This window comes from Roseibium sp. R5, from assembly GCF_055755305.1.
Genome location: NZ_CM146910.1, coordinates 4,973,631 through 4,991,734 on the forward strand (window position 1 = coordinate 4,973,631; position 18,104 = coordinate 4,991,734).

An 18,104-nucleotide genomic window follows, 5' to 3' on the forward strand; every position below is an offset into this window, starting at 1 on the left:
TAAATGTCCATCCCGCTGCCACAACTGGCGGGTCGAGCGTGGTTTTCGGATCTGGAAATTTAGAGCGCGAACATGACCTCTGCAGCCCGGACCGCGGCGGAGGCGCGGTTCTCGACCCCAAGCTTTACAAAGATCTGCTCAAGGTGCTTGTTCACCGTTCGTGGGCTCAGGTTCAGGATTTCGCCAATATCCTTGTTGGACTTGCCCTTGGCAATCCAGATCAGGACTTCCGCTTCGCGCTGGGTCAGCTGAAACTCGGTCTGAAGCGCCCGAACTTGCCCCTCCTCGTCTTCCGCCGTCACGCGAAAGAGATTCTCATCCGGCCCAACGCGGCCGAGAGGATAGAGCTGGACGGCCAATTCTTCAGACAGTCCCAACATAAAGCTGCCGCGCCGTGGCGCATCTGCACTGCCCTCAAGCCATTCGCCAAGCGCACGGCCCAGCTGAAAAAGCGTTGCATCTACAGCACCAGTCCGCGCCAAAAGGGTGTGGATCTGGGGCGTGGTCCAAAGGATCGCTCCTTCCGAGGAGACGGCAACCAGGTGGCGCCCAGCCGCGTCCATTGCAACATGTGCGCTCTGAACGGATCGGGCATTGCGCAAATGCACCTTGATCCGGGCCTTCAGCTCATCAACATCAATGGGTTTGGTGAGAAAGTCGACCCCGCCGCAATCCAGTGCCTTTACGATGTGTTCCGTCTCCGAAAGCCCTGTCATGAAGATCACAGGTACATGCTGAAGGCCTTGGTTCTCCTTGAGCTTTCGGCAGGTTTCGAACCCGTCGAGCCCCGGCATCACTGCATCCATGAGGATTGTGTCCGGGGTTACCCGCTCGCAAATGGAGAGAGCTGCTTCACCACTGGTCGCAACCAGGACCGCAATGCCGGTCTTTTTCAGAGCTTCTGTCACAAAGCCGAGGGAGTCCGGGCTGTCGTCAACCACAAGAACGGTGTCGCGGCGGTTATCCATCCTGCCTCTCTAATCCGTTCAACACATCCTTGTACCCTTCAAAATCAAACCGGCTCAGATGCTCCTGCAGCGCTCGAACCAGCGGCTCGTTGACCGGGTCTTCGGTCAGCTCCGTCAACTTCGCCTCAATCCCCTCAACATAGCCAATTTCAGCGAGATTGATCAGATCGGCAACATGGCGCCCTCCCGGCGACGTCAATCCAGAGCTTTGAGAAAGTGCCAAATCTGATTCCACCTGCGCATGTTCGCTCCATTCGACACCCGTGTGCTGCTGAATCAGGTCGAGCAGCTGGTGAATATCAAACGGCTTGGCGAGCGACGCAGTGTGATTGGTTGGCCCTTCCGGTTTCAGCGCCTGATCACCAATATTGGCCGACAGCATAATGACCGGGGCCGTTTCCCCTTTCATCCGCAGGTCCTTGACCAGCTCCCAGCCGTTTGTCCCGGGCATAAGGATGTCTACAAGATAAAGGTCCGGCTTGAGGGGCAAGACAACTTCAACACACTGGTTGGCACTCGCAGCCTCGAGAACAACAAAGCCAATTGGGTCGAGGATATCGCGTACCAGTGCCCGGTGGTCCGGGTTGTCGTCGATCACCGCGATCGTCTTACGAGGCCCCACGTAGCCGCTGATCCGTTTTTCACGGCGAACCGCTGTCACAGGCTTATCGACTGCAGCCAGCATGAGCCGGACTTCAAACCTGGAGCCGTGTCCCTCAGAACTGGAGAGCGCAACGGCGCCGCCCAGCGTTTCGGTCAGCAGCTTTGTAATCGTGAGCCCTAACCCCAAGCCTGGGATCCTGTCGGTCTCCTGGGTTGCACTGCGTGCGAAGGGTTCGAAGATTTTTGCCTGTTCATTGAGGGGGATGCCGGGGCCGCTGTCCTCGACCACAAAGCTCGCAACTTGCGACCTATAGGTCACGGCGAAGGACACGTGCCCAGCGTTCGTAAACTTGATGGCGTTCGACAACAGGTTGACCAGGATTTGACGCAGACGCTTTTCGTCGGTGCGCACGATCACCGGCAGGTTGTCAGCCCGTTCGAAATGAAAGTCCAGTCCCTTTGCTTTCGCCTGCATTCGGAACATGTCAACGATTTGATCAAGGAACTCGTGGCAATTGATCTCATTCGAATAGACCTGCAATCGGCCGGCCTCAATCCGTGAAATATCCAACAATCCGTCTATCAAGCCGGACAAGTGCTCGGCGCTTCGGCGAATGGTCGTCACAGCCGGTTTTCGGGCTGCCGGCAGCGCCTCATCCCGCTCCAAAACCTGGGCATACCCGAGAACTGCATTGAGAGGCGTTCGCAGCTCATGGCTGAGGCCAACCACATAGCGGCTTTTTGCAAGATTGGCGGCCTCCGCGTCTTCCTTGGCCTTTTGAAGCGCGGCATCGGTGACACTGTGAGCGTCAATTTCCTTCTGCAAAAGAGCGTTCTGGCGGGCGGATTCTTCTTCAGCCACATGGCGGGTGTCATGCGCAAGCACCAGGAACCAGGACGCGATACCAGCCGCGATTGCGAAGACGAAGAAGATCAGGGCAACGATTTCGCCCAAAATCCCAGTTGGATCCCCAAGGCGGCTGACGGCTTGGGCATAGATGATCCAGAGCACGGCTCCAATCGCAGCGATACCAAAGACGGCCGTCAAGGCATACCGGCCAAGCCGGGTTTGGAACATCTCCATCACCGGCACAGGCAAAACGGCGCCGGCCACCGACCCGAGCTGATAATTCAGGCGCGCCTTAGGTTTGCAGGAATCATGACACCTGGCGTCCAACGAGCAACACAGGGAGCAGATTGGGGCCTGATAGGCGGGACAGTACGCCATATCTTCCGGCTCAAAAGGATTCTCGCAAATGGAACAGGCTATGTGATCTCGCGCCTGCCAACTTTTGCGCGGCTTGCGCGCAAGGTAGTACTGGCCCTTGGTCGCCCAGGCGATGAGCGGCGCGGCAACAAACGCAATAGCCATGGCAAGGAAGGTCGAGAGAGCTGCGGCCACCTCACCAAAATACCCGAACTGGGCGGCGAGCGCCAAACCCGCGGCAAGCAGCATCGCGCCAGTGCCGACAGGGTTGATGTCATAAAGATGCGCCCGCTTGAATTCGATACCGGGCGGGGAAAGACCGAGAGGTTTGTTGATGAAGAGATCAGCCGAGATGGCTGAAAGCCAGGCCATGGCGATGATTGAGAAAACACCAAGCGTTTCTTCCAGCATCCGGTAAATGCCCAGCTCCATCAAAAGAAGCGCGATAACCACATTGAACACGAGCCAGACAACCCGGCCCGGATGCGAATGGGTCAGACGGGAGAAGAAGTTCGACCAGGCAAGCGAGCCCGCATAGGCATTCATCACGTTGATTTTGAGCTGCGCCACAACAACAAAGGCCGCCATCAGCAACAGCACAACTGTCTCGTTGGGGATCATGTATCCAAACGCAACGGTGTACATTCTCGACGGATCGTCCGCATGCTCGACCGGCACGCCGTGAGACAAGACAAGAACCGCCAGGAACGACCCCGCGATCATCTTCGGCGCACCGAGAATGACCCAACCGGGTCCAGCGAGGAATACTGCCAGCCTGTGACGCTTCCTGCCATGGTCAGTGGCCGGCAAAAACCGCAGAAAATCAACCTGCTCTCCGATCTGTGCCATCAAGGCCAGGATCACGGCGGATGCTGCGCCAAAGCTGATCAGACTGATGCTGTCCCAACCGCTTTGTGCGGCTTTTGGCGCACCAGTTGCCGGATCAATGCCGGAAAAACTAAGCCAGGTGCCCACGGCCTGCCAGTCTGTAAACAGAATGAAGACGAAGGGTAGAATGTTCAGGATGATCCAGAAGGGCTGGGTCGCCAGCTGAAACCGGCTGATCCAGGTGATGCCATGAGTGACCAGCGGAATGACCGCGACGGCACTGATGATATAGCCGAGCCAAAGCGGTATCCCGAATGCAAACTCCAAAGCTCCCGACATGATCGAGGCTTCGATCGCGAAGAGAATAAAGGTGAAACTGGCGTAGATCAGCGATGTAATTGTTGATCCGATATAGCCAAACCCTGCCCCGCGGGTCAGAAGATCTATATCCACGCCATAACGGACCGCATACCGGCTGATCGGCAGGCCGACGATCAAAAGGACGAAGCTTCCGACGAAAATCGCAAGGAAGGCGTTCGCCGTTCCGTGGGAGAGCGTGATCGCTCCACCGATCGCTTCCAGAGCAAGGAAAGATATGGCCCCAATGGCCGTTTGGGAGATGGCACGGGATGAGAATTTCCGTGCGCCCTTGGCGGTGAACCGGAGCGCATAATCCTCAAGGGTCTGATTGTTGACCCATTTGTTATACTGGCGCCGGATCGGCACGATGCGTTGGCGCGCCGTCACTGAGCTGCCTCAATAATAGGCAGCCGCCCTTTCTGCAGGCAGATCCGAGCCTCCATTCCCCACTTGCGCTCCGCGTTTTTTCGTTTTGATGAAGCAGAGCAAGTTTTGCGCCAGCCCTTTGAGAGGAAGCAGCCACCGCCAATCTGCAGATAGGGTGATAGAAGTGATTTTGTCGGGTTACCTTCCATGCCTGAGCAGTCCACGCGACAACTCGCCAAAATTACACTCATAATTTCAAAAACTTAGACGACAGCGACCGGCAACTTACGTCAATTGACGTATACCGCACCGCAACAAACCACCGCACGATCTTTCTCCGACAGCGGCACTCCTTCCAGCCGCCTCGCACCGGCATGGGGGCTGGTGACGTCACTCAAGAGGGGAAAGTCAATGACCAAGACATTCAAGCAACTGATGCTGGGCGGCCTGATGGCGTCCACCATGATCGGCGGTGCCGCAGCTGAGGAAACCATAAAGGTTGGAATTCTGCACTCGCTCTCCGGCACGATGGCGATTTCCGAGACCACGTTGAAAGACGCCATGCTGATGCTCATCGAAGAGCAGAACAAGAAGGGCGGCCTTCTCGGCAAGAAACTCGAAGCTGTTGTCGTCGACCCGGCTTCCGACTGGCCGCTGTTTGCCGAAAAGGCGCGTGAGCTCATCGAAGTGAACGGTGTTGATGCGGTCTTTGGCTGCTGGACGTCCGTCTCCCGCAAATCCGTTCTTCCGGTCTTTGAAGAGCTGAATTCCCTTCTGTTCTACCCGGTCCAGTACGAGGGCGAAGAATCCCAGCGCAACGTGTTCTACACCGGCGCCGCTCCAAACCAGCAGGCGATTCCGGCTGTTGATTACCTGATGAACGAAGAAGGCGTCGAGCGTTGGGTTCTGGCCGGCACCGACTACGTCTATCCGCGTACGACCAACAAGATCCTTGAAGCTTATCTCAAGGCCAAGGGTGTTGCCGAAGAAGACATCATGATCAACTACACGCCGTTCGGTCATTCCGATTGGCAGACGATCGTCTCCGACATCAAGGCCTTCGGGTCAGCTGGCAAAAAGACCGCCGTGGTCTCCACCATCAACGGTGACGCAAACGTTCCGTTCTACAAGGAACTCGGCAACGCCGGCATCAAAGCGGAAGACATCCCGGTTGTTGCCTTCTCCGTGGGTGAAGAAGAGCTCGCCGGCCTCGACACCGCCCCGCTCGTCGGCCACTTGGCAGCCTGGAACTACTTCCAGTCCGCCGACACAGACGCCAACGCAGAGTTTATCGAAACCTGGCAAGCCTTTGTCGGTGACGAAGAGCGTGTGACCAACGACCCGATGGAAGCCCATTACATTGGCTTCAACATGTGGGTTGAGGCTGTCAACAAGGCCGGTACTACAGATCCGGACGCTGTCATTGACGCAATCGTTGGCGTGTCCGTTCCGAACCTGACCGGCGGCTACTCTGCCATGATGCCGAACCACCACATCACCAAGCCGGTGCTGATTGGTGAAATCCAGGACGACGGCCAGTTTGAAACCGTTTGGGAAACCTCCGGTCTCGTTGTCGGCGATGCCTGGTCGGATTACCTGGATGGCTCCAAGGACCTGATCGCGGATTGGCGCGCTCCGCTATCCTGCGGCAACTTCAACACCGCAACCGGCAAATGCGGTGGATCCGGCTCCTAAGTTAAGGGCTGGAATATGCGGGACGGGCAATGATGGGGGCCCGTCCCGTTTTCTTCCCAGTCGCCAAGAACAGGTGATCTCCTGTTGCCCATCTCCCCGAAAGGAACCTCATCCTTCGAGACGCCGTGAATGCGGATCCGCAGGATGATTGGCGGATTTATTCCAACCGCGGTGGACCAATGTCCTTTTTGAAATCATTCCTCGTTCTCCTGTGCCTTGCAGTGCTGTCAATCGGATCAGTTTCCGCACAAGACAGCAGCGAAGCGCTCCGGCCGCTGGTCAATGAACTTGCCAAAGGCAAATTCGACGAAACCCAGCGCCAGGTTGAAGCGCTCAAGGCAACTGGCGATCCAGCTGTTGCGCCTACCCTTGAAGCGCTGAGCGCGGGCGATCTTTATGTCCGCAAATCCGACGGAATGGTCTTCATCGCTCAAAGAGAGGGGAAATCCTATAACCTCACCGACCCGCTCACAGGAGAGGCTGCGGGCACAGCGGGCCGCCGAGAAGTCAAAAAGATCAAAGTCAACAACCGGCTGCGCCGCGTGATCCGCGCCGCACTTGGATCACTGACCCTGCAGGCACCCGATCCGGCTGTCCGCTTAACCGCCGCCGAAGCGATTTTCAAAGCCCAGGATCCGGAGAAGATTGAAGCGCTGGATGAAGCGCTCGCCGCAGAAACCGACGACAACGTCCGCACAGTCATGGAGCAGGCGCGCGCAGCGGCGGTCCTGAATTCCGACCTGGATGAGAGTGAAAAGCTTGGGGCAATTCAAACGTTGTCCGACATGGGCAACCGGGATGCGCTCTCCCTTCTGATTGCTGCTCAATCCGCCTCCACGGGCGCGGTTCAAGAAGCTGCCGCAAACGCAGTTGCCAAGATCGAGAAGTCCATCGCCACCTGGGATGCTGCTCAGAACATCTGGTACGGCCTGTCGCTCGGCTCTGTTTTGCTGCTTGCCGCAATTGGCCTTGCCATCACCTTCGGCGTCATGGGGGTCATCAACATGGCCCACGGCGAAATGGTCATGATCGGTGCTTATGTCACCTTTGTGGTGCAGGAGCTGATCCGCACCTCCGCGCCGGGCCTTTTCGACTATTCCCTGTTCATTGCTCTTCCGCTTGCTTTTGCGACCTCTGGCCTTATCGGCATTGGTATTGAGCGCGGCGTCATCCGCTGGCTCTATGGCCGTCCTCTGGAAACACTTCTCGCCACCTGGGGCATTTCGCTCATTCTTCAGCAAGCTGTCCGGTCGATCTTTGGCCCGACAAACCGCGAAGTCGGCAATCCGGACTGGATGTCCGGTGCCTTCGAGATCGGTCAGATGACCGTTACGTACAATCGGATGTGGATCATCCTGTTTGCCCTGCTGGTCTTTGCCGGGCTGATCCTGGTTCTTAAGAAAACACCGTTCGGTCTCTACACACGAGCCGTGACCCAAAACCGGCGCATGGCCGCGTCCATGGGGATCCGCACGCCCTGGATCGACGCTCTAACCTTTGGTCTCGGTTCAGGGATCGCGGGGATTGCCGGTGTTGCTCTCTCACAGATCGACAACGTTTCCCCGAACCTTGGACAAGGCTACATCATTGACAGCTTCATGGTCGTGGTTTTCGGCGGCGTTGGCAACCTTTGGGGCACGCTGGTTGGCGCCATGACCCTTGGCGTGGTCAATAAGTTCCTTGAGCCTTACGCAGGAGCGGTCCTCGCCAAGATTCTGGTGCTCGTCTTCATCATTCTATTCATTCAAAAGCGTCCACGGGGTCTGTTCGCCCTCAAGGGCCGGGCAGTCGAAGCATGATGACGTCCTTTCTGTTCCGCGCCATGGACGCCCGTGCGGGTATATTCCTGGCGCTGCTCACCGCCGTGATCCTTCTGGTCCCGGCCGGCAATCTCCTGGTCCCGGAAGATTCCCCGTTCCATGTACCGACCTATGCGGTTGCGCTGATGGGCAAGTACCTGACCTACGCACTGCTAGCCCTCTCGGTCGATCTTGTTTGGGGATTCTGCGGGATCCTGTCGCTCGGCCATGCCGCCTTCTTTGCGCTCGGCGGTTATGCCATGGGCATGTACCTGATGCGCCAGATCGGCAGCCGGGGCGTTTATGGCGACCCGATCCTTCCCGACTTCATGGTGTTCCTGAACTGGGATGCCCTGCCGTGGTTCTGGTACGGCTTTGACATGTTCTGGTTTGCAGCACTGATGGTGGTGCTGGTGCCTGGCGCCCTGGCCTTCGTTTTCGGCTGGTTTGCTTTTCGCTCGCGCGTTACCGGCGTTTACCTCTCCATCATCACACAGGCCCTTACCTACGCGCTGTTGCTGGCCTTCTTCCGCAATGACATGGGGTTCGGCGGCAACAACGGCCTGACCGACTTCAAAGACATCCTGGGCTTCGACATTCAGGCGGACACCACGCGTGCCGCGCTCTTCGCAGCCTCCGGGATTGCCCTCGGCCTTTGTTACATCATCTGCCGGGCGATCACGCGGTCCAAACTGGGCAAGGTGCTGGTCGCCGTGCGTGATGCGGAAAGCCGGACACGGTTCCTCGGCTACAGGGTCGAACACTACAAGCTCTTTGTCTGGACCATATCAGCGATGATGGCCGGGATTGCAGGTGCGCTTTATGTTCCTCAAGTCGGCATCATCAACCCGGGCGAATTTGCACCAGCCAATTCCATTGAAGTGGTGATCTGGGTCGCAGTAGGCGGGCGTGGGACACTGGTCGGCGCTGTCCTCGGGGCAGTTCTTGTGAACTTCGCCAAGACGTGGTTCACCGCCGTCCTCCCTGACATCTGGCTGTTCGCCCTCGGTGGCCTGTTCGTGGTGGTTACCCTGTTCCTGCCCAAAGGCATTGTCGGGACAGTCTCACAAGGGTGGACGGCACTGAAGCAGCGCAAAGTGTCGGCAAGCGCGGAAAGCGGGTCTGGCACGCCGCCGACAGCACCGCCTCAAAGCCCGGCTGCGCCAGCCAATATGGCCGGGCCAGGAAAGGGCAAACCACTCTCATCAGAACCTCAGCCCGCGGAGTAACTCATGGCCAGATCAACAAGCCAGCTTTATCTGGACGGTGTCTCAGTCTCCTTCGACGGCTTCAAGGCGATCAACGACCTCTCGCTGACCATCGACCCGGGAGAAATGCGGGCGATCATCGGCCCAAATGGTGCCGGCAAAACCACGATGATGGATATTATTACCGGGAAAACCCGACCTGATACGGGAGAGGTCTTTTTCAACGGTGTCATCGATCTGACAGGAGAAGACGAGGCTTCCATCGCCGAGCTTGGCATTGGCCGCAAGTTTCAAAAGCCGACCGTGTTTGAAAGTCACACGGTCTGGGACAATCTCGAATTGTCGCTCAAAGCACCCCGGGGACCGTTCGCAACCCTGTTTCACGTTGTTACAGGCGCTGAAAAAAAGCGGATTGAAGAGCTTCTTGAGCTGATCCGCCTCGGCGAAAAACGCGATGAGCTGGCGGCAAATCTCTCCCACGGCCAAAAACAATGGCTGGAAATCGGGATGCTGCTGGCCCAGGATCCAAAACTCTTGCTCGTGGATGAGCCTGCCGCCGGTATGACCGACGCGGAAACAGCGGAAACAGCCGAACTCTTGAAAGAGATTGCCAAAGACCATTCCGTCGTTGTCGTCGAACACGACATGGATTTCGTCCGCTCCCTCGGTGTGAAAGTCACGGTCCTGCACGAAGGATCTGTTCTGGCCGAGGGCTCTCTTGATCACGTCTCCGCCGATGAGCGGGTTGTTGAAGTCTATCTGGGGCGGTGAGACATGCTCAAAGTCGAACATATAAATCTCCACTATGGCGCCGCTCAGGCGCTTAAAGGCGTCTCCTTGACAGCAGAAACGGGTAAAGTCACCTGCCTGATGGGCCGCAACGGCGTTGGCAAGACGTCGACATTGCGCGCGGTTGCCGGCCAGCAGCCTATAAGTGCGGGGCAAATCATCTGGAACGGTGAAGACATCTCCAACCTGCCGCCGCATGCACGGGCCAAGAAGGGCATCGCCATTGTTCCACAAGGGCGCGAAGTGTTTCCGCTTTTGTCCGTCAAGGAGAACCTGGAAACCGGATATGCGCCGATCCCGCGCAAGGAACGGTTTATCCCGGATACGATCTTCGAGCTTTTTCCAGTGCTCAAGGACATGCTGCATCGCCGTGGCGGCGATCTATCCGGCGGGCAACAGCAGCAGCTTGCGATCGCCAGAGCCTTGGTGACGCGCCCAAAACTGCTGGTTTTGGATGAACCGACCGAAGGAATTCAGCCTTCAATCATCAAGGACATTGGCCGGGCAATCTCATGGCTTCGGGATCAAGGGACAATGGCGATTGTCCTGGTTGAACAGTATTTCGAGTTCGCCCGCGATCTTGCAGATGATTACGCGGTTATGGACCGCGGCGAAGTGGTTCTCTCCGGACGTGGCGACGACATGTCTGAGGCGGACGTCAGGCGTTATCTGACGGTCTGATGGTCAAAACTTGCCTGGAAAACCAGGGCAAGAAACATTGCCGTCATAATAGTGTGCCGAAAACTGCGGCATAAGGGCCGCAACTTTGCGCAATTGGTTCCCGTGCAGCCCTTCGTGGATTGACACCTGTCAGAAAGCCAGTACCAACGCGCTGAGTTTTCTTCTTCGGCTAAGGGTATTCCGTGCCCCAGCCGCGCCTTTGACGGGATAAACGATCCTGTCTGGAAAAACTGGGATAGACGATGCGCGTTGCGATGATTGGGACCGGGTATGTCGGTCTGGTATCTGGAACCTGTTTTGCCGACTTCGGCCACATTGTAACCTGCATTGACAAGGACGCCGCCAAGATCGATGCCCTGAACAAGGGCGAGATCCCGATCTATGAGCCTGGCCTTCAGGAACTGGTCGCCAAGAACGTTTCCGAAGAGCGGCTGTTCTTTTCGACCGATGCAGAAGAAGCTGTCAAAGGCGCTGACGCTGTCTTCATCGCGGTTGGAACCCCGACCCGCCGGGGCGACGGACATGCGGACCTGACATATGTGTATGCAGCAGCCGAAGAAATCGCCGCACTCATTGACGGGTTCACGGTAGTGGTGACGAAGTCGACCGTTCCGGTCGGCACTGGGGACGAAGTGGAAGCGATTATCCGCAAGACCCGTCCGGATGCAGACTTTGCAGTCGTCTCAAACCCGGAATTTTTGCGGGAAGGTGCTGCCATCGAAGATTTCAAACGTCCAGACCGCGTTGTTGTCGGCACAGACAGCGCCAAGGCTGTGGATGTCATGCGGGAGCTCTACCGGCCGCTCTACCTCAATGAGACGCCGATCCTGGTCACCAAGCGCCGCACGTCCGAACTCATCAAATATGCTGCCAACGCCTTCCTTGCCGTGAAGATCACCTTCATCAATGAAATTGCGGACCTTTGTGAGAAGGTCGGCGGCAATGTTCAGGAAGTCTCCCGCGGCATTGGTCTGGACAACCGGATTGGCTCCAAGTTCTTGCACGCGGGCCCCGGCTATGGCGGCTCCTGCTTCCCGAAAGATACGCTTGCTCTATCCAAGATCGCAGCCGACGCGGAATCCGGCCTGAAAATCGTCGATTCGGTGATCGAGGTGAACGCTGCGCGGAAGAAGAAGATGGCCGACAAGGTCATTGATTTCATGGGCGGGGGTGTCGACGGCAAAACGATCGCCCTGCTCGGCCTTGCCTTTAAACCGAACACCGATGACATGCGCGAAGCGCCCAGTATCGACATCGTTCAGAAACTGCAAGCAGCCGGTGCCAAGATTCGCGCCTTTGACCCGGCGAGCATGGAAGAGGCCGCCAAACTTATGCAGGACGTCATGTTCTGTGACGGTCCTTATCATGCCATCGAAGGTGCTGATGCGATCGTGATCGTGACCGAGTGGGACCAGTTCCGGGCGCTGGATCTGGAGCGCGTGAAATCGCTGGTCAAAACCCCAAAGGTTGCAGATCTCCGGAACATCTACACACCTGCATATATGGCAGAAGCTGGTTTCGACTATACGAGCGTTGGCCGCTCCTACTGACACATGGTTGTATTTAGGTTGCAAACCTGCCCGTTTGGGGTGTTTTTCGCCCGTTTTACGGGTTTGTCTTTTTCACCTTCGCAACGCTCTTGTAAGGAAAAGTCCTGACGCCATCTTCTCCGTCAGCGCAAATAAGTATTTTATCTCATGCACTTCGTGATCTGGATCACAGCGTTAACACTTTACTAATATTTAATTGGAACCTGAAAATGTTCTGATTTATGGTCCGCAAAGTTAGGTAGGACTGATCGGACGACGGGTGTTTTGGGCGCATGGCAGATGAGACGCTGACAGACGAGAGGAAAGAAGCGCGAAAGCTTTATCGCTTTGGCTTTGCGACGCCGTCCTCCGGCTTGTTCAGAGGCACCAGCTCAGGCCGTATGCAGAAAATTCGCGGCGGGGCGGCACAACGGATACTGACTGCCCGCCAGCTGCGGAAAGCTGCCTCGCCTTACGCAGAGGTAAAGCGCCCAGTCTACGAAGCGAGGCCCTTGCAGCGCGCATTGAAACGGGTCTTCGATGTCACGGGCGCGGTCGCCGGCCTCGTGTTTTTGTTCCCTCTACTGGCAGGCATCGCCCTGACGATCAAACTGACCAGCCGCGGACCGGTGTTCTTCCGTCAGACCCGTCTTGGGATTAACGGACAACCGTTTTCCATTCTCAAGTACCGGACGATGTTCGTCAATCAATGCGACCATACGGGCTTGCAGCACACCATTGTGGGCGATCAGCGCGTTACATGGATTGGACGTTTCCTGCGCCAGAGCAGCTTTGACGAACTGCCTCAGCTTTGGAACGTGTTGCGCGGGCAAATGTCGCTTGTGGGCCCACGGCCCTATGTCCCCGGCATGCAGGCAGGCGGAGTTCCCTACGAGTGCCTCGACTATCGCTACTATGACCGGCTTCAGGTGCTGCCAGGCATCACCGGCCTTGCACAAGTCAACGGTTATCGCGGAGATGCGTCCGATGCGGACCTGGCGCGTATGCGGCTCGAGTATGATCTTGCATACATTGAGAATGTGAGCCTGTGGCTTGACGTCAAAATCGTGGCTCGCACGATCGCCCGCGAGTTCCTGAGAGGAAGCGGCGCCTAAACGGCCCACAACCCCCAATGCTAACTTGAGCTTCTAGCCGACGCGCACCAAGCTGGCGGCATGGGTAAGTGCAAGCTCATAGCCCTGAACACCACAGCCAGCGATGACTGCATCTGCGCGGCTTGAAACGTAGGAGTGATGACGAAACTCTTCACGCTTGTGAATGTTGGAGATATGGACCTCGATAACCGGAAACTCACAAGCGTTCAGGGCATCTAGAATGGCGACAGATGTGTGCGAGTAAGCCGCGGGATTGATAACGATCGCGGCGGCTGTTTCCCGCGCCTCCTGAATCCAGTCGATGAGTTCATGTTCCGCGTTGCTTTGCCGGCAATCGGCGGTCATGCCCAAACGCGCAGCGGTGGACCGGCACAACTCTTCAACATCGGCAAGGGTTTGCGCTCCGTAAATCTCTGGCTGCCGCTTGCCCAGAAGATTGAGGTTCGGGCCATTCAAAACGTATACGACGGCAGCCATTGCGAGATCCTTTGTTGTCACCTGTAGACCTAAGGTGCGTTTTGTTTAGCAATAAGTGCGCATTGGTGTGAACAAAATATAATTGGTTTTTCAATTGCAGCTTATTTGCCGGACAGCTGTTGCCCTCCAGACAATTACCTATTATTAACCCTACATCATAACAAAGGTCATGATTCGTGATTGACTTGGGATGTCATGATAAAAATTCGTGAAAGACTAGACACATTAGAAGCTCTCAATGAAGCTGTCGAAGGGTATCAACATCTCCCTATAGATGTTCTTTCACAATTCCTGCTCGACAATTACACTGTTGACTTGGATCTACTGGCGCAGTTCTCTGACGCCAGCACTTCACTGGGCCAGACAGATGGGTTAGGCGCAGAGAATACTGCAGATTCGAAACAGTCAGCCGCTTAGGGGCGTCTGAGCAGACCTAACCGATAGCCGTGACTGCGCCGTCGCCGCCGTTTCCTTGGTCGCCACTTGGCTGTTCCCCAGGACCACCTTGCCAGATCTTCTGACGATTGCGGATCTCGCGCGGGGCCGGACCAAAATAGGTCGCGGTCTTGATGAAGTCCCGTGGCTGAACGATCACACTCGACACCCGCTGATAGAGCGCCTTGGCGGAAATCGGTTTGGAGAGGAGCTCGTGAACACCAAGCCGACGCGCTTCGACAATACGGCTACGTTCCGTATGAGCAGTCACCATGATGATCGGAATGTAGGCAAAAGGATTGTTTGGGCTGCGGATCATCCGAACCATGTCCGCGCCATCAAGGATCGGCATGACCCAATCAAGGATCAAGATATCCGGGTTAGCACGGTCCATCGCCTCCAAGCCGGATGCGCCATCTTCGGCTTCGACAATCCGCCGCGCTCCGAACCCCTGCAGCATCGTGCGCAGAATGGTCCGCATATACGCGCTGTCTTCCACCAGCAAAAACGTCAACGAGGCCAGATCCAGGCTCACCCAATCCTCCTAAGTTCATGTCTTCTCTGACATGAATTTCTGAACAATGCGTTAGTCGCGTTCCGGCATTGAACATGCTCTCAAGTTGTAAAGGTAAGCCATCTTATTGGAGAACTGGTTAATTCGTAATCCCTGCCCTTACGTTTTAGTAATGTTGCGAAGAATTAAGACTTTTGCAGCCCTCCGATTAACAGGACTTTCAAACTGCAGCGCCATTCTCCAGATGACAGGTCCCAAAAATTTGGGCTGTCAGCCCGCTGGAAATAGACAAACAGGATTATGGGTGATCGTTCGATATATGACAGAAGATGAAAACAATGCTCCGGACAGCGCACCTGGCACCAAAGAGCATCATTTACAATCAAACGTGAGCGGGGCTTATCGCCCGAACATGCTTCTGTTTTCCGGGATAGGGCTGCTGATCCTTGCGACCGGCATGGTCCTATCGAACATCCTTTCTTGACATAGCCGGTACGGGAGCCCCCTTGCACAGGTCACGGTGTGTTTTTGCGCTCAGGGAGATCATCGTCATCCAGAATGCGCCATTTGGCCCCTTCCAGATCATCATATTGCCCGGTTTTTAAGGACCAGAGAAAAGCTACGAGGCCCACGCCGCCGAGCACGAGGGCAATCGGGATTAGAAAAATCAAGACATCCATTTCACTCTCCCTTGGTGCTTGCTGCCGGGACGAAGGCGGTCGTAGCCTCAACATCAGTTGCAACCCGGTTGCCCCATTTCAAACGCAGCGCATTGGCCGTAACCGCCAATGACGAAGCGGACATGGCGACGGCCGCCATCAAGGGCGTCACGTATCCGGCAACCGCGATTGGCACCGCGATGATATTATAAACGGTCGAAATCCAGAGGTTTTGTTCAATTGCGCGCCGCGCTCGTATGGAAAGCCGTAGCGCGTCAAAAACCGGCTGGAGTTTCTTGCCGAGGAAGACGGCGTCAGCTGCCGCCTGACTGAGATGAACAGCGGAGACAGGAGACAACGACACATGCGCTCCGGCGAGCGCTGGCGCATCGTTCAATCCGTCACCGACCATCAGCACTTTCCGGCCATCGGCCTGCAGGGCTTCCAGACGGGCGATTTTCGCAGAAGGCGTCATCGCGGCTTGCCAATTCTCAATTCCAAGTGCTTCGGCACACTCTGCCACAGAAGGCTGCGTATCACCTGACACAATCTCAAGAGCATACCCCTGCGCTTTCAATTGATCGACGACATCTCGCGCATCGGAGCGGAGCTTCTGGCGAACCGCCAACAAACGCACGGGCTCTTCGCCATACTGAATAGCCAGCAACGACGCCCCTGGTACTGCCAACAGACGTTCTTCAATTGCTTCTGTCGTTGCACCACAGAACAATGGACTTCCGAGCCGCAACCGCTGCCCATCGACATGGGTTTCAAGGCCAGCACCGGATACTTCCTGTACATCGGCAAGCGGGACAAGGGCGCCTGTGGCCTTCACCAGGGCCATCGACAAGGGGTGGCGGCTTGCCAATGCCAACTGCCCAGCCAAGGCCAGCACAGGATCTTGCCGGTCAATCTCTCCAACCAGCTCCGGTTCAGCCAGGGTCAGCGTTCCGGTTTTGTCGAACAGGATCGTGTCGATATCGGCCATACGTTCAATCGCGTCAGCGGAGTTCAGCAAGACACCGGACTTGAACAATTGTCCCGACGCAACGACCTGGACGGCAGGAACCGCCAATCCAAGCGCACATGGACAGGTAATGATCAGGACCGAGATCGCGATCACAAGTGCAGGCTGCCACTCCATGCCCGCCAAAAGCCAACCCAGGAACGTGAGGCCAGCGGCTCCATGAACGAGCGGCGCATAAAGCTGCGCAGCGCGGTCGGCAATGCGGACATATTTCGACTTGGCTTGAGATGCCGTTTCAAGCAACCGGTTGACTTCATCTAGAAGCGTCGCGCCTGAAGCAGCTTCAACGCGGATCTGCAACGCCCCGGCCCCGTTGAGGGTGCCGGCATAAACCCGCTGGCCCGGCTTGACCGGAACGAGAACACTCTCTCCTGTCACAAGGCTTTGGTCGATTTCGGAAATACCGCTTGAGACAACGCCGTCCACCGGCACCCGCTCACCGCCTGCGACCAGTACAAGGTCTCCAGCCGCAATCTTGGACAAGGGAACTTCGCGAACCGACCCATCCGGGTTGATCCTCGCCGCCACCTCGGCTTTCAAAGCTGCAATATTTTCGGCAAACGAGCGGGTGCGTCCGCGCATGTTGTGGTCAAGATACCGCCCGACAAGCAGGAAAAAGAGCAGCATCACAGCCGATTCAAAATAGGCATGGTGATGATGCTGGATGGTTTGGACGACCGACAGCGCGACGGCCAAACCAACACCAATGACAATCGGCACGTCCATATTCAGACGGCCGGCGGACAAGGCACGGAACGCGCTTTTGACAAACGGCTGACCGGAATAGGCAACGGTCGGCAAGGCGATCAGAGCAGAAAGCCAGTGAAAAAAGTCCCGGGTTTCCGGCGTGATATCGCTGGCGTTCCCCGACCACACGGAAACGGACAACAGCATGATGTTCATGCCAGCAAACCCGGAGACTGCCAGGCAGCGCAGCAATTGCTTGCCGGTCTTGTCCTGCCGTTCTTTCTGACTTGCTGGATCAAACGGGTGAGCCGCATATCCCAACCGTTCCAGTTCAGCCACGATTTCATCAGCTCCGGTCTGGTCTTCGACCCAGTCAACCGCCAGCCGCTGTGATGTCAGATTGACCCGGGCCTTGCGGATGCCCGGGAGCCGCTTCAGGCCGCGCTCGATTTCGCCCATACATGCCGCACAAGTGATGCCGTCAACGGCCAAGTCCATATGAACCGCGCCGTCATCTGCTGGAACTACAAAAGCCTGCCAATCGCGCTGATGAACCGTCACTTCTGCCGCCTTATTCCTTGATGAATATGCGATTTTCGGACTTGAACTTGCGTTCGCCGTTCTCGGTTACTTCAAGATGCAGCGTCCAGTTTCCGGCCGGCAATGTGTCAACTTCAGAGATATACCGGCCGCCGCCGTCCGCTGTTAGGATCAAAGCGATGTCGGCATTGACCTGTGCCGGGTGCTTCAGGGTCGCCTCGACATTGATCCCGTAAAGCGGTGCATCTGCGGCATCCTTCGCAAGGACCAGGAGCTTGCCACTCCCATCGGCCTGACGCGTCAACTCGCTGGAGATGGTCCAGTTCAGTTGCTCCTGTGCTTTCGCCGCTGCAATTTCGTGATTGTAGGCCTGACCGGCTTCATAAGAACTCTCTACGGCGACACCCGGAAAGGTCCCGAGCGCGTAGTAAAGAAAGATCCCGTTGGTCAGGAAGATCACACCGAAGAACCCGACCAGCCACAGCAGGACCGTCTTGCCAGTGATTGCTTTAGGATCTCTTCCGTTTATCTCAGCCATCGCCATATCCGTCTCCTCGGCGTGGTCTTTTGCTGAAGGCCCCTCTTCAGCAAAAGAGCGTTTGTCTGATCATCACCCC

15 protein-coding genes are annotated in these 18,104 nt (G+C 56.6%); 8 read left to right on the top strand and 7 right to left on the bottom strand.

Annotated features, from left to right (window positions below):
- Positions 1-59: 59 nt before the first annotated feature.
- Both AC0J4F_RS23330 and AC0J4F_RS23335 read right to left on the bottom strand, forming a co-directional pair.
- Positions 60-968 (bottom strand): response regulator, encoded by a 909-nt coding sequence (locus AC0J4F_RS23330; RefSeq protein ID WP_473024907.1) that lies wholly within the window; start codon positions 966-968, stop codon positions 60-62.
- Complete coding sequence (locus AC0J4F_RS23335; protein ID WP_473024908.1) at positions 961-4,353, bottom strand: hybrid sensor histidine kinase/response regulator; 3,393 nt, start codon at positions 4,351-4,353, stop codon at positions 961-963. Before AC0J4F_RS23335 ends, AC0J4F_RS23330 begins: the two co-directional genes overlap by 8 nt.
- 390 nt (positions 4,354-4,743) lie before the next feature.
- Here AC0J4F_RS23335 and urtA point away from each other — a divergent pair, with 390 nt between their 5' ends.
- The 7 genes from urtA to AC0J4F_RS23370 all read left to right on the top strand — a co-directional run bounded on the left by urtA (position 4,744) and on the right by AC0J4F_RS23370 (position 13,148).
- Positions 4,744-6,027, top strand: a complete 1,284-nt coding sequence (gene urtA / locus AC0J4F_RS23340) for an urea ABC transporter substrate-binding protein (protein ID WP_473024909.1) — start codon at positions 4,744-4,746, stop codon at positions 6,025-6,027.
- A gap of 179 nt (positions 6,028-6,206) precedes the next feature.
- Positions 6,207-7,826 carry an urea ABC transporter permease subunit UrtB gene (urtB, locus tag AC0J4F_RS23345; protein ID WP_473024910.1) on the top strand — a complete coding sequence of 540 codons (1,620 nt, stop codon included), beginning with the start codon at positions 6,207-6,209 and terminating at the stop codon, positions 7,824-7,826.
- Positions 7,823-9,055 (top strand): urea ABC transporter permease subunit UrtC, encoded by a 1,233-nt coding sequence (gene urtC / locus AC0J4F_RS23350; RefSeq protein ID WP_473024912.1) that lies wholly within the window; start codon positions 7,823-7,825, stop codon positions 9,053-9,055. Before urtB ends, urtC begins: the two co-directional genes overlap by 4 nt.
- Positions 9,056-9,058: 3 nt before the next feature.
- A complete protein-coding gene (gene urtD, locus AC0J4F_RS23355; protein WP_209177128.1) occupies positions 9,059-9,805 on the top strand; it encodes an urea ABC transporter ATP-binding protein UrtD in 747 nt (248 codons plus the stop codon).
- A gap of 3 nt (positions 9,806-9,808) precedes the next feature.
- Positions 9,809-10,504, top strand: coding sequence for an urea ABC transporter ATP-binding subunit UrtE (gene urtE, locus AC0J4F_RS23360; RefSeq protein ID WP_473024914.1), 696 nt, complete (start codon positions 9,809-9,811; stop codon positions 10,502-10,504).
- Between the two features lie 242 nt (positions 10,505-10,746).
- Positions 10,747-12,054 carry a UDP-glucose dehydrogenase family protein gene (locus tag AC0J4F_RS23365; RefSeq protein WP_473024915.1) on the top strand — a complete coding sequence of 436 codons (1,308 nt, stop codon included), beginning with the start codon at positions 10,747-10,749 and terminating at the stop codon, positions 12,052-12,054.
- A 272-nt stretch (positions 12,055-12,326) separates the two neighbouring features.
- Positions 12,327-13,148 (top strand): sugar transferase, encoded by an 822-nt coding sequence (locus AC0J4F_RS23370; RefSeq protein WP_473024916.1) that lies wholly within the window; start codon positions 12,327-12,329, stop codon positions 13,146-13,148.
- Positions 13,149-13,181: 33 nt separating this feature from the next.
- Here AC0J4F_RS23370 and aroQ read toward each other — a convergent pair whose 3' ends face one another.
- Positions 13,182-13,625: a type II 3-dehydroquinate dehydratase gene (gene aroQ, locus AC0J4F_RS23375; protein ID WP_209172981.1), complete on the bottom strand. Its 444-nt coding sequence runs from the start codon at positions 13,623-13,625 to the stop codon at positions 13,182-13,184.
- A 433-nt stretch (positions 13,626-14,058) separates the two neighbouring features.
- Positions 14,059-14,541: a response regulator gene (locus AC0J4F_RS23380; protein ID WP_473026462.1), complete on the bottom strand. Its 483-nt coding sequence runs from the start codon at positions 14,539-14,541 to the stop codon at positions 14,059-14,061.
- Between the two features lie 352 nt (positions 14,542-14,893).
- On the opposite strand from AC0J4F_RS23380, the gene AC0J4F_RS23385 reads away from it, so the two are divergent.
- Positions 14,894-15,058, top strand: coding sequence for a hypothetical protein (locus AC0J4F_RS23385; protein WP_473024917.1), 165 nt, complete (start codon positions 14,894-14,896; stop codon positions 15,056-15,058).
- Between the two features lie 31 nt (positions 15,059-15,089).
- Here AC0J4F_RS23385 and ccoS read toward each other — a convergent pair whose 3' ends face one another.
- Genes ccoS through AC0J4F_RS23400 form a run of 3 tightly spaced genes read right to left on the bottom strand, consistent with a single transcriptional unit; the run spans position 15,090 to position 18,031 of the window.
- A complete protein-coding gene (gene ccoS / locus AC0J4F_RS23390; RefSeq protein ID WP_473024918.1) occupies positions 15,090-15,254 on the bottom strand; it encodes a cbb3-type cytochrome oxidase assembly protein CcoS in 165 nt (54 codons plus the stop codon).
- A 1-nt stretch (position 15,255) separates the two neighbouring features.
- Positions 15,256-17,508 (bottom strand): heavy metal translocating P-type ATPase, encoded by a 2,253-nt coding sequence (locus AC0J4F_RS23395; RefSeq protein WP_473024919.1) that lies wholly within the window; start codon positions 17,506-17,508, stop codon positions 15,256-15,258.
- 10 nt (positions 17,509-17,518) lie between these two features.
- A complete protein-coding gene (locus AC0J4F_RS23400) occupies positions 17,519-18,031 on the bottom strand; it encodes a FixH family protein (RefSeq protein WP_133947849.1) in 513 nt (170 codons plus the stop codon).
- Between the last annotated feature and the right edge of the window lie 73 nt (positions 18,032-18,104).

Excerpts from the sequence above, each read along its gene's own strand:
- AC0J4F_RS23330 (WP_473024907.1), bottom strand. The coding sequence starts at position 968 with ATGGATAACCGCCGCGACACCGTTCTTGTGGTTGACGACAGCCCGGAC.
- urtA (WP_473024909.1), top strand. The coding sequence starts at position 4,744 with ATGACCAAGACATTCAAGCAACTGATGCTGGGCGGCCTGATGGCGTCC.
- urtB (WP_473024910.1), top strand. The coding sequence starts at position 6,207 with ATGTCCTTTTTGAAATCATTCCTCGTTCTCCTGTGCCTTGCAGTGCTG.
- urtC (WP_473024912.1), top strand. The coding sequence starts at position 7,823 with ATGATGACGTCCTTTCTGTTCCGCGCCATGGACGCCCGTGCGGGTATA.
- urtD (WP_209177128.1), top strand. The coding sequence starts at position 9,059 with ATGGCCAGATCAACAAGCCAGCTTTATCTGGACGGTGTCTCAGTCTCC.
- urtE (WP_473024914.1), top strand. The coding sequence starts at position 9,809 with ATGCTCAAAGTCGAACATATAAATCTCCACTATGGCGCCGCTCAGGCG.
- AC0J4F_RS23365 (WP_473024915.1), top strand. The coding sequence starts at position 10,747 with ATGCGCGTTGCGATGATTGGGACCGGGTATGTCGGTCTGGTATCTGGA.
- AC0J4F_RS23370 (WP_473024916.1), top strand. The coding sequence starts at position 12,327 with ATGGCAGATGAGACGCTGACAGACGAGAGGAAAGAAGCGCGAAAGCTT.
- aroQ (WP_209172981.1), bottom strand. The coding sequence starts at position 13,625 with ATGGCTGCCGTCGTATACGTTTTGAATGGCCCGAACCTCAATCTTCTG.
- AC0J4F_RS23380 (WP_473026462.1), bottom strand. The coding sequence starts at position 14,541 with ATGCGGACCATTCTGCGCACGATGCTGCAGGGGTTCGGAGCGCGGCGG.
- AC0J4F_RS23385 (WP_473024917.1), top strand. The coding sequence starts at position 14,894 with ATGACAGAAGATGAAAACAATGCTCCGGACAGCGCACCTGGCACCAAA.
- ccoS (WP_473024918.1), bottom strand. The coding sequence starts at position 15,254 with ATGGATGTCTTGATTTTTCTAATCCCGATTGCCCTCGTGCTCGGCGGC.
- AC0J4F_RS23400 (WP_133947849.1), bottom strand. The coding sequence starts at position 18,031 with ATGGCGATGGCTGAGATAAACGGAAGAGATCCTAAAGCAATCACTGGC.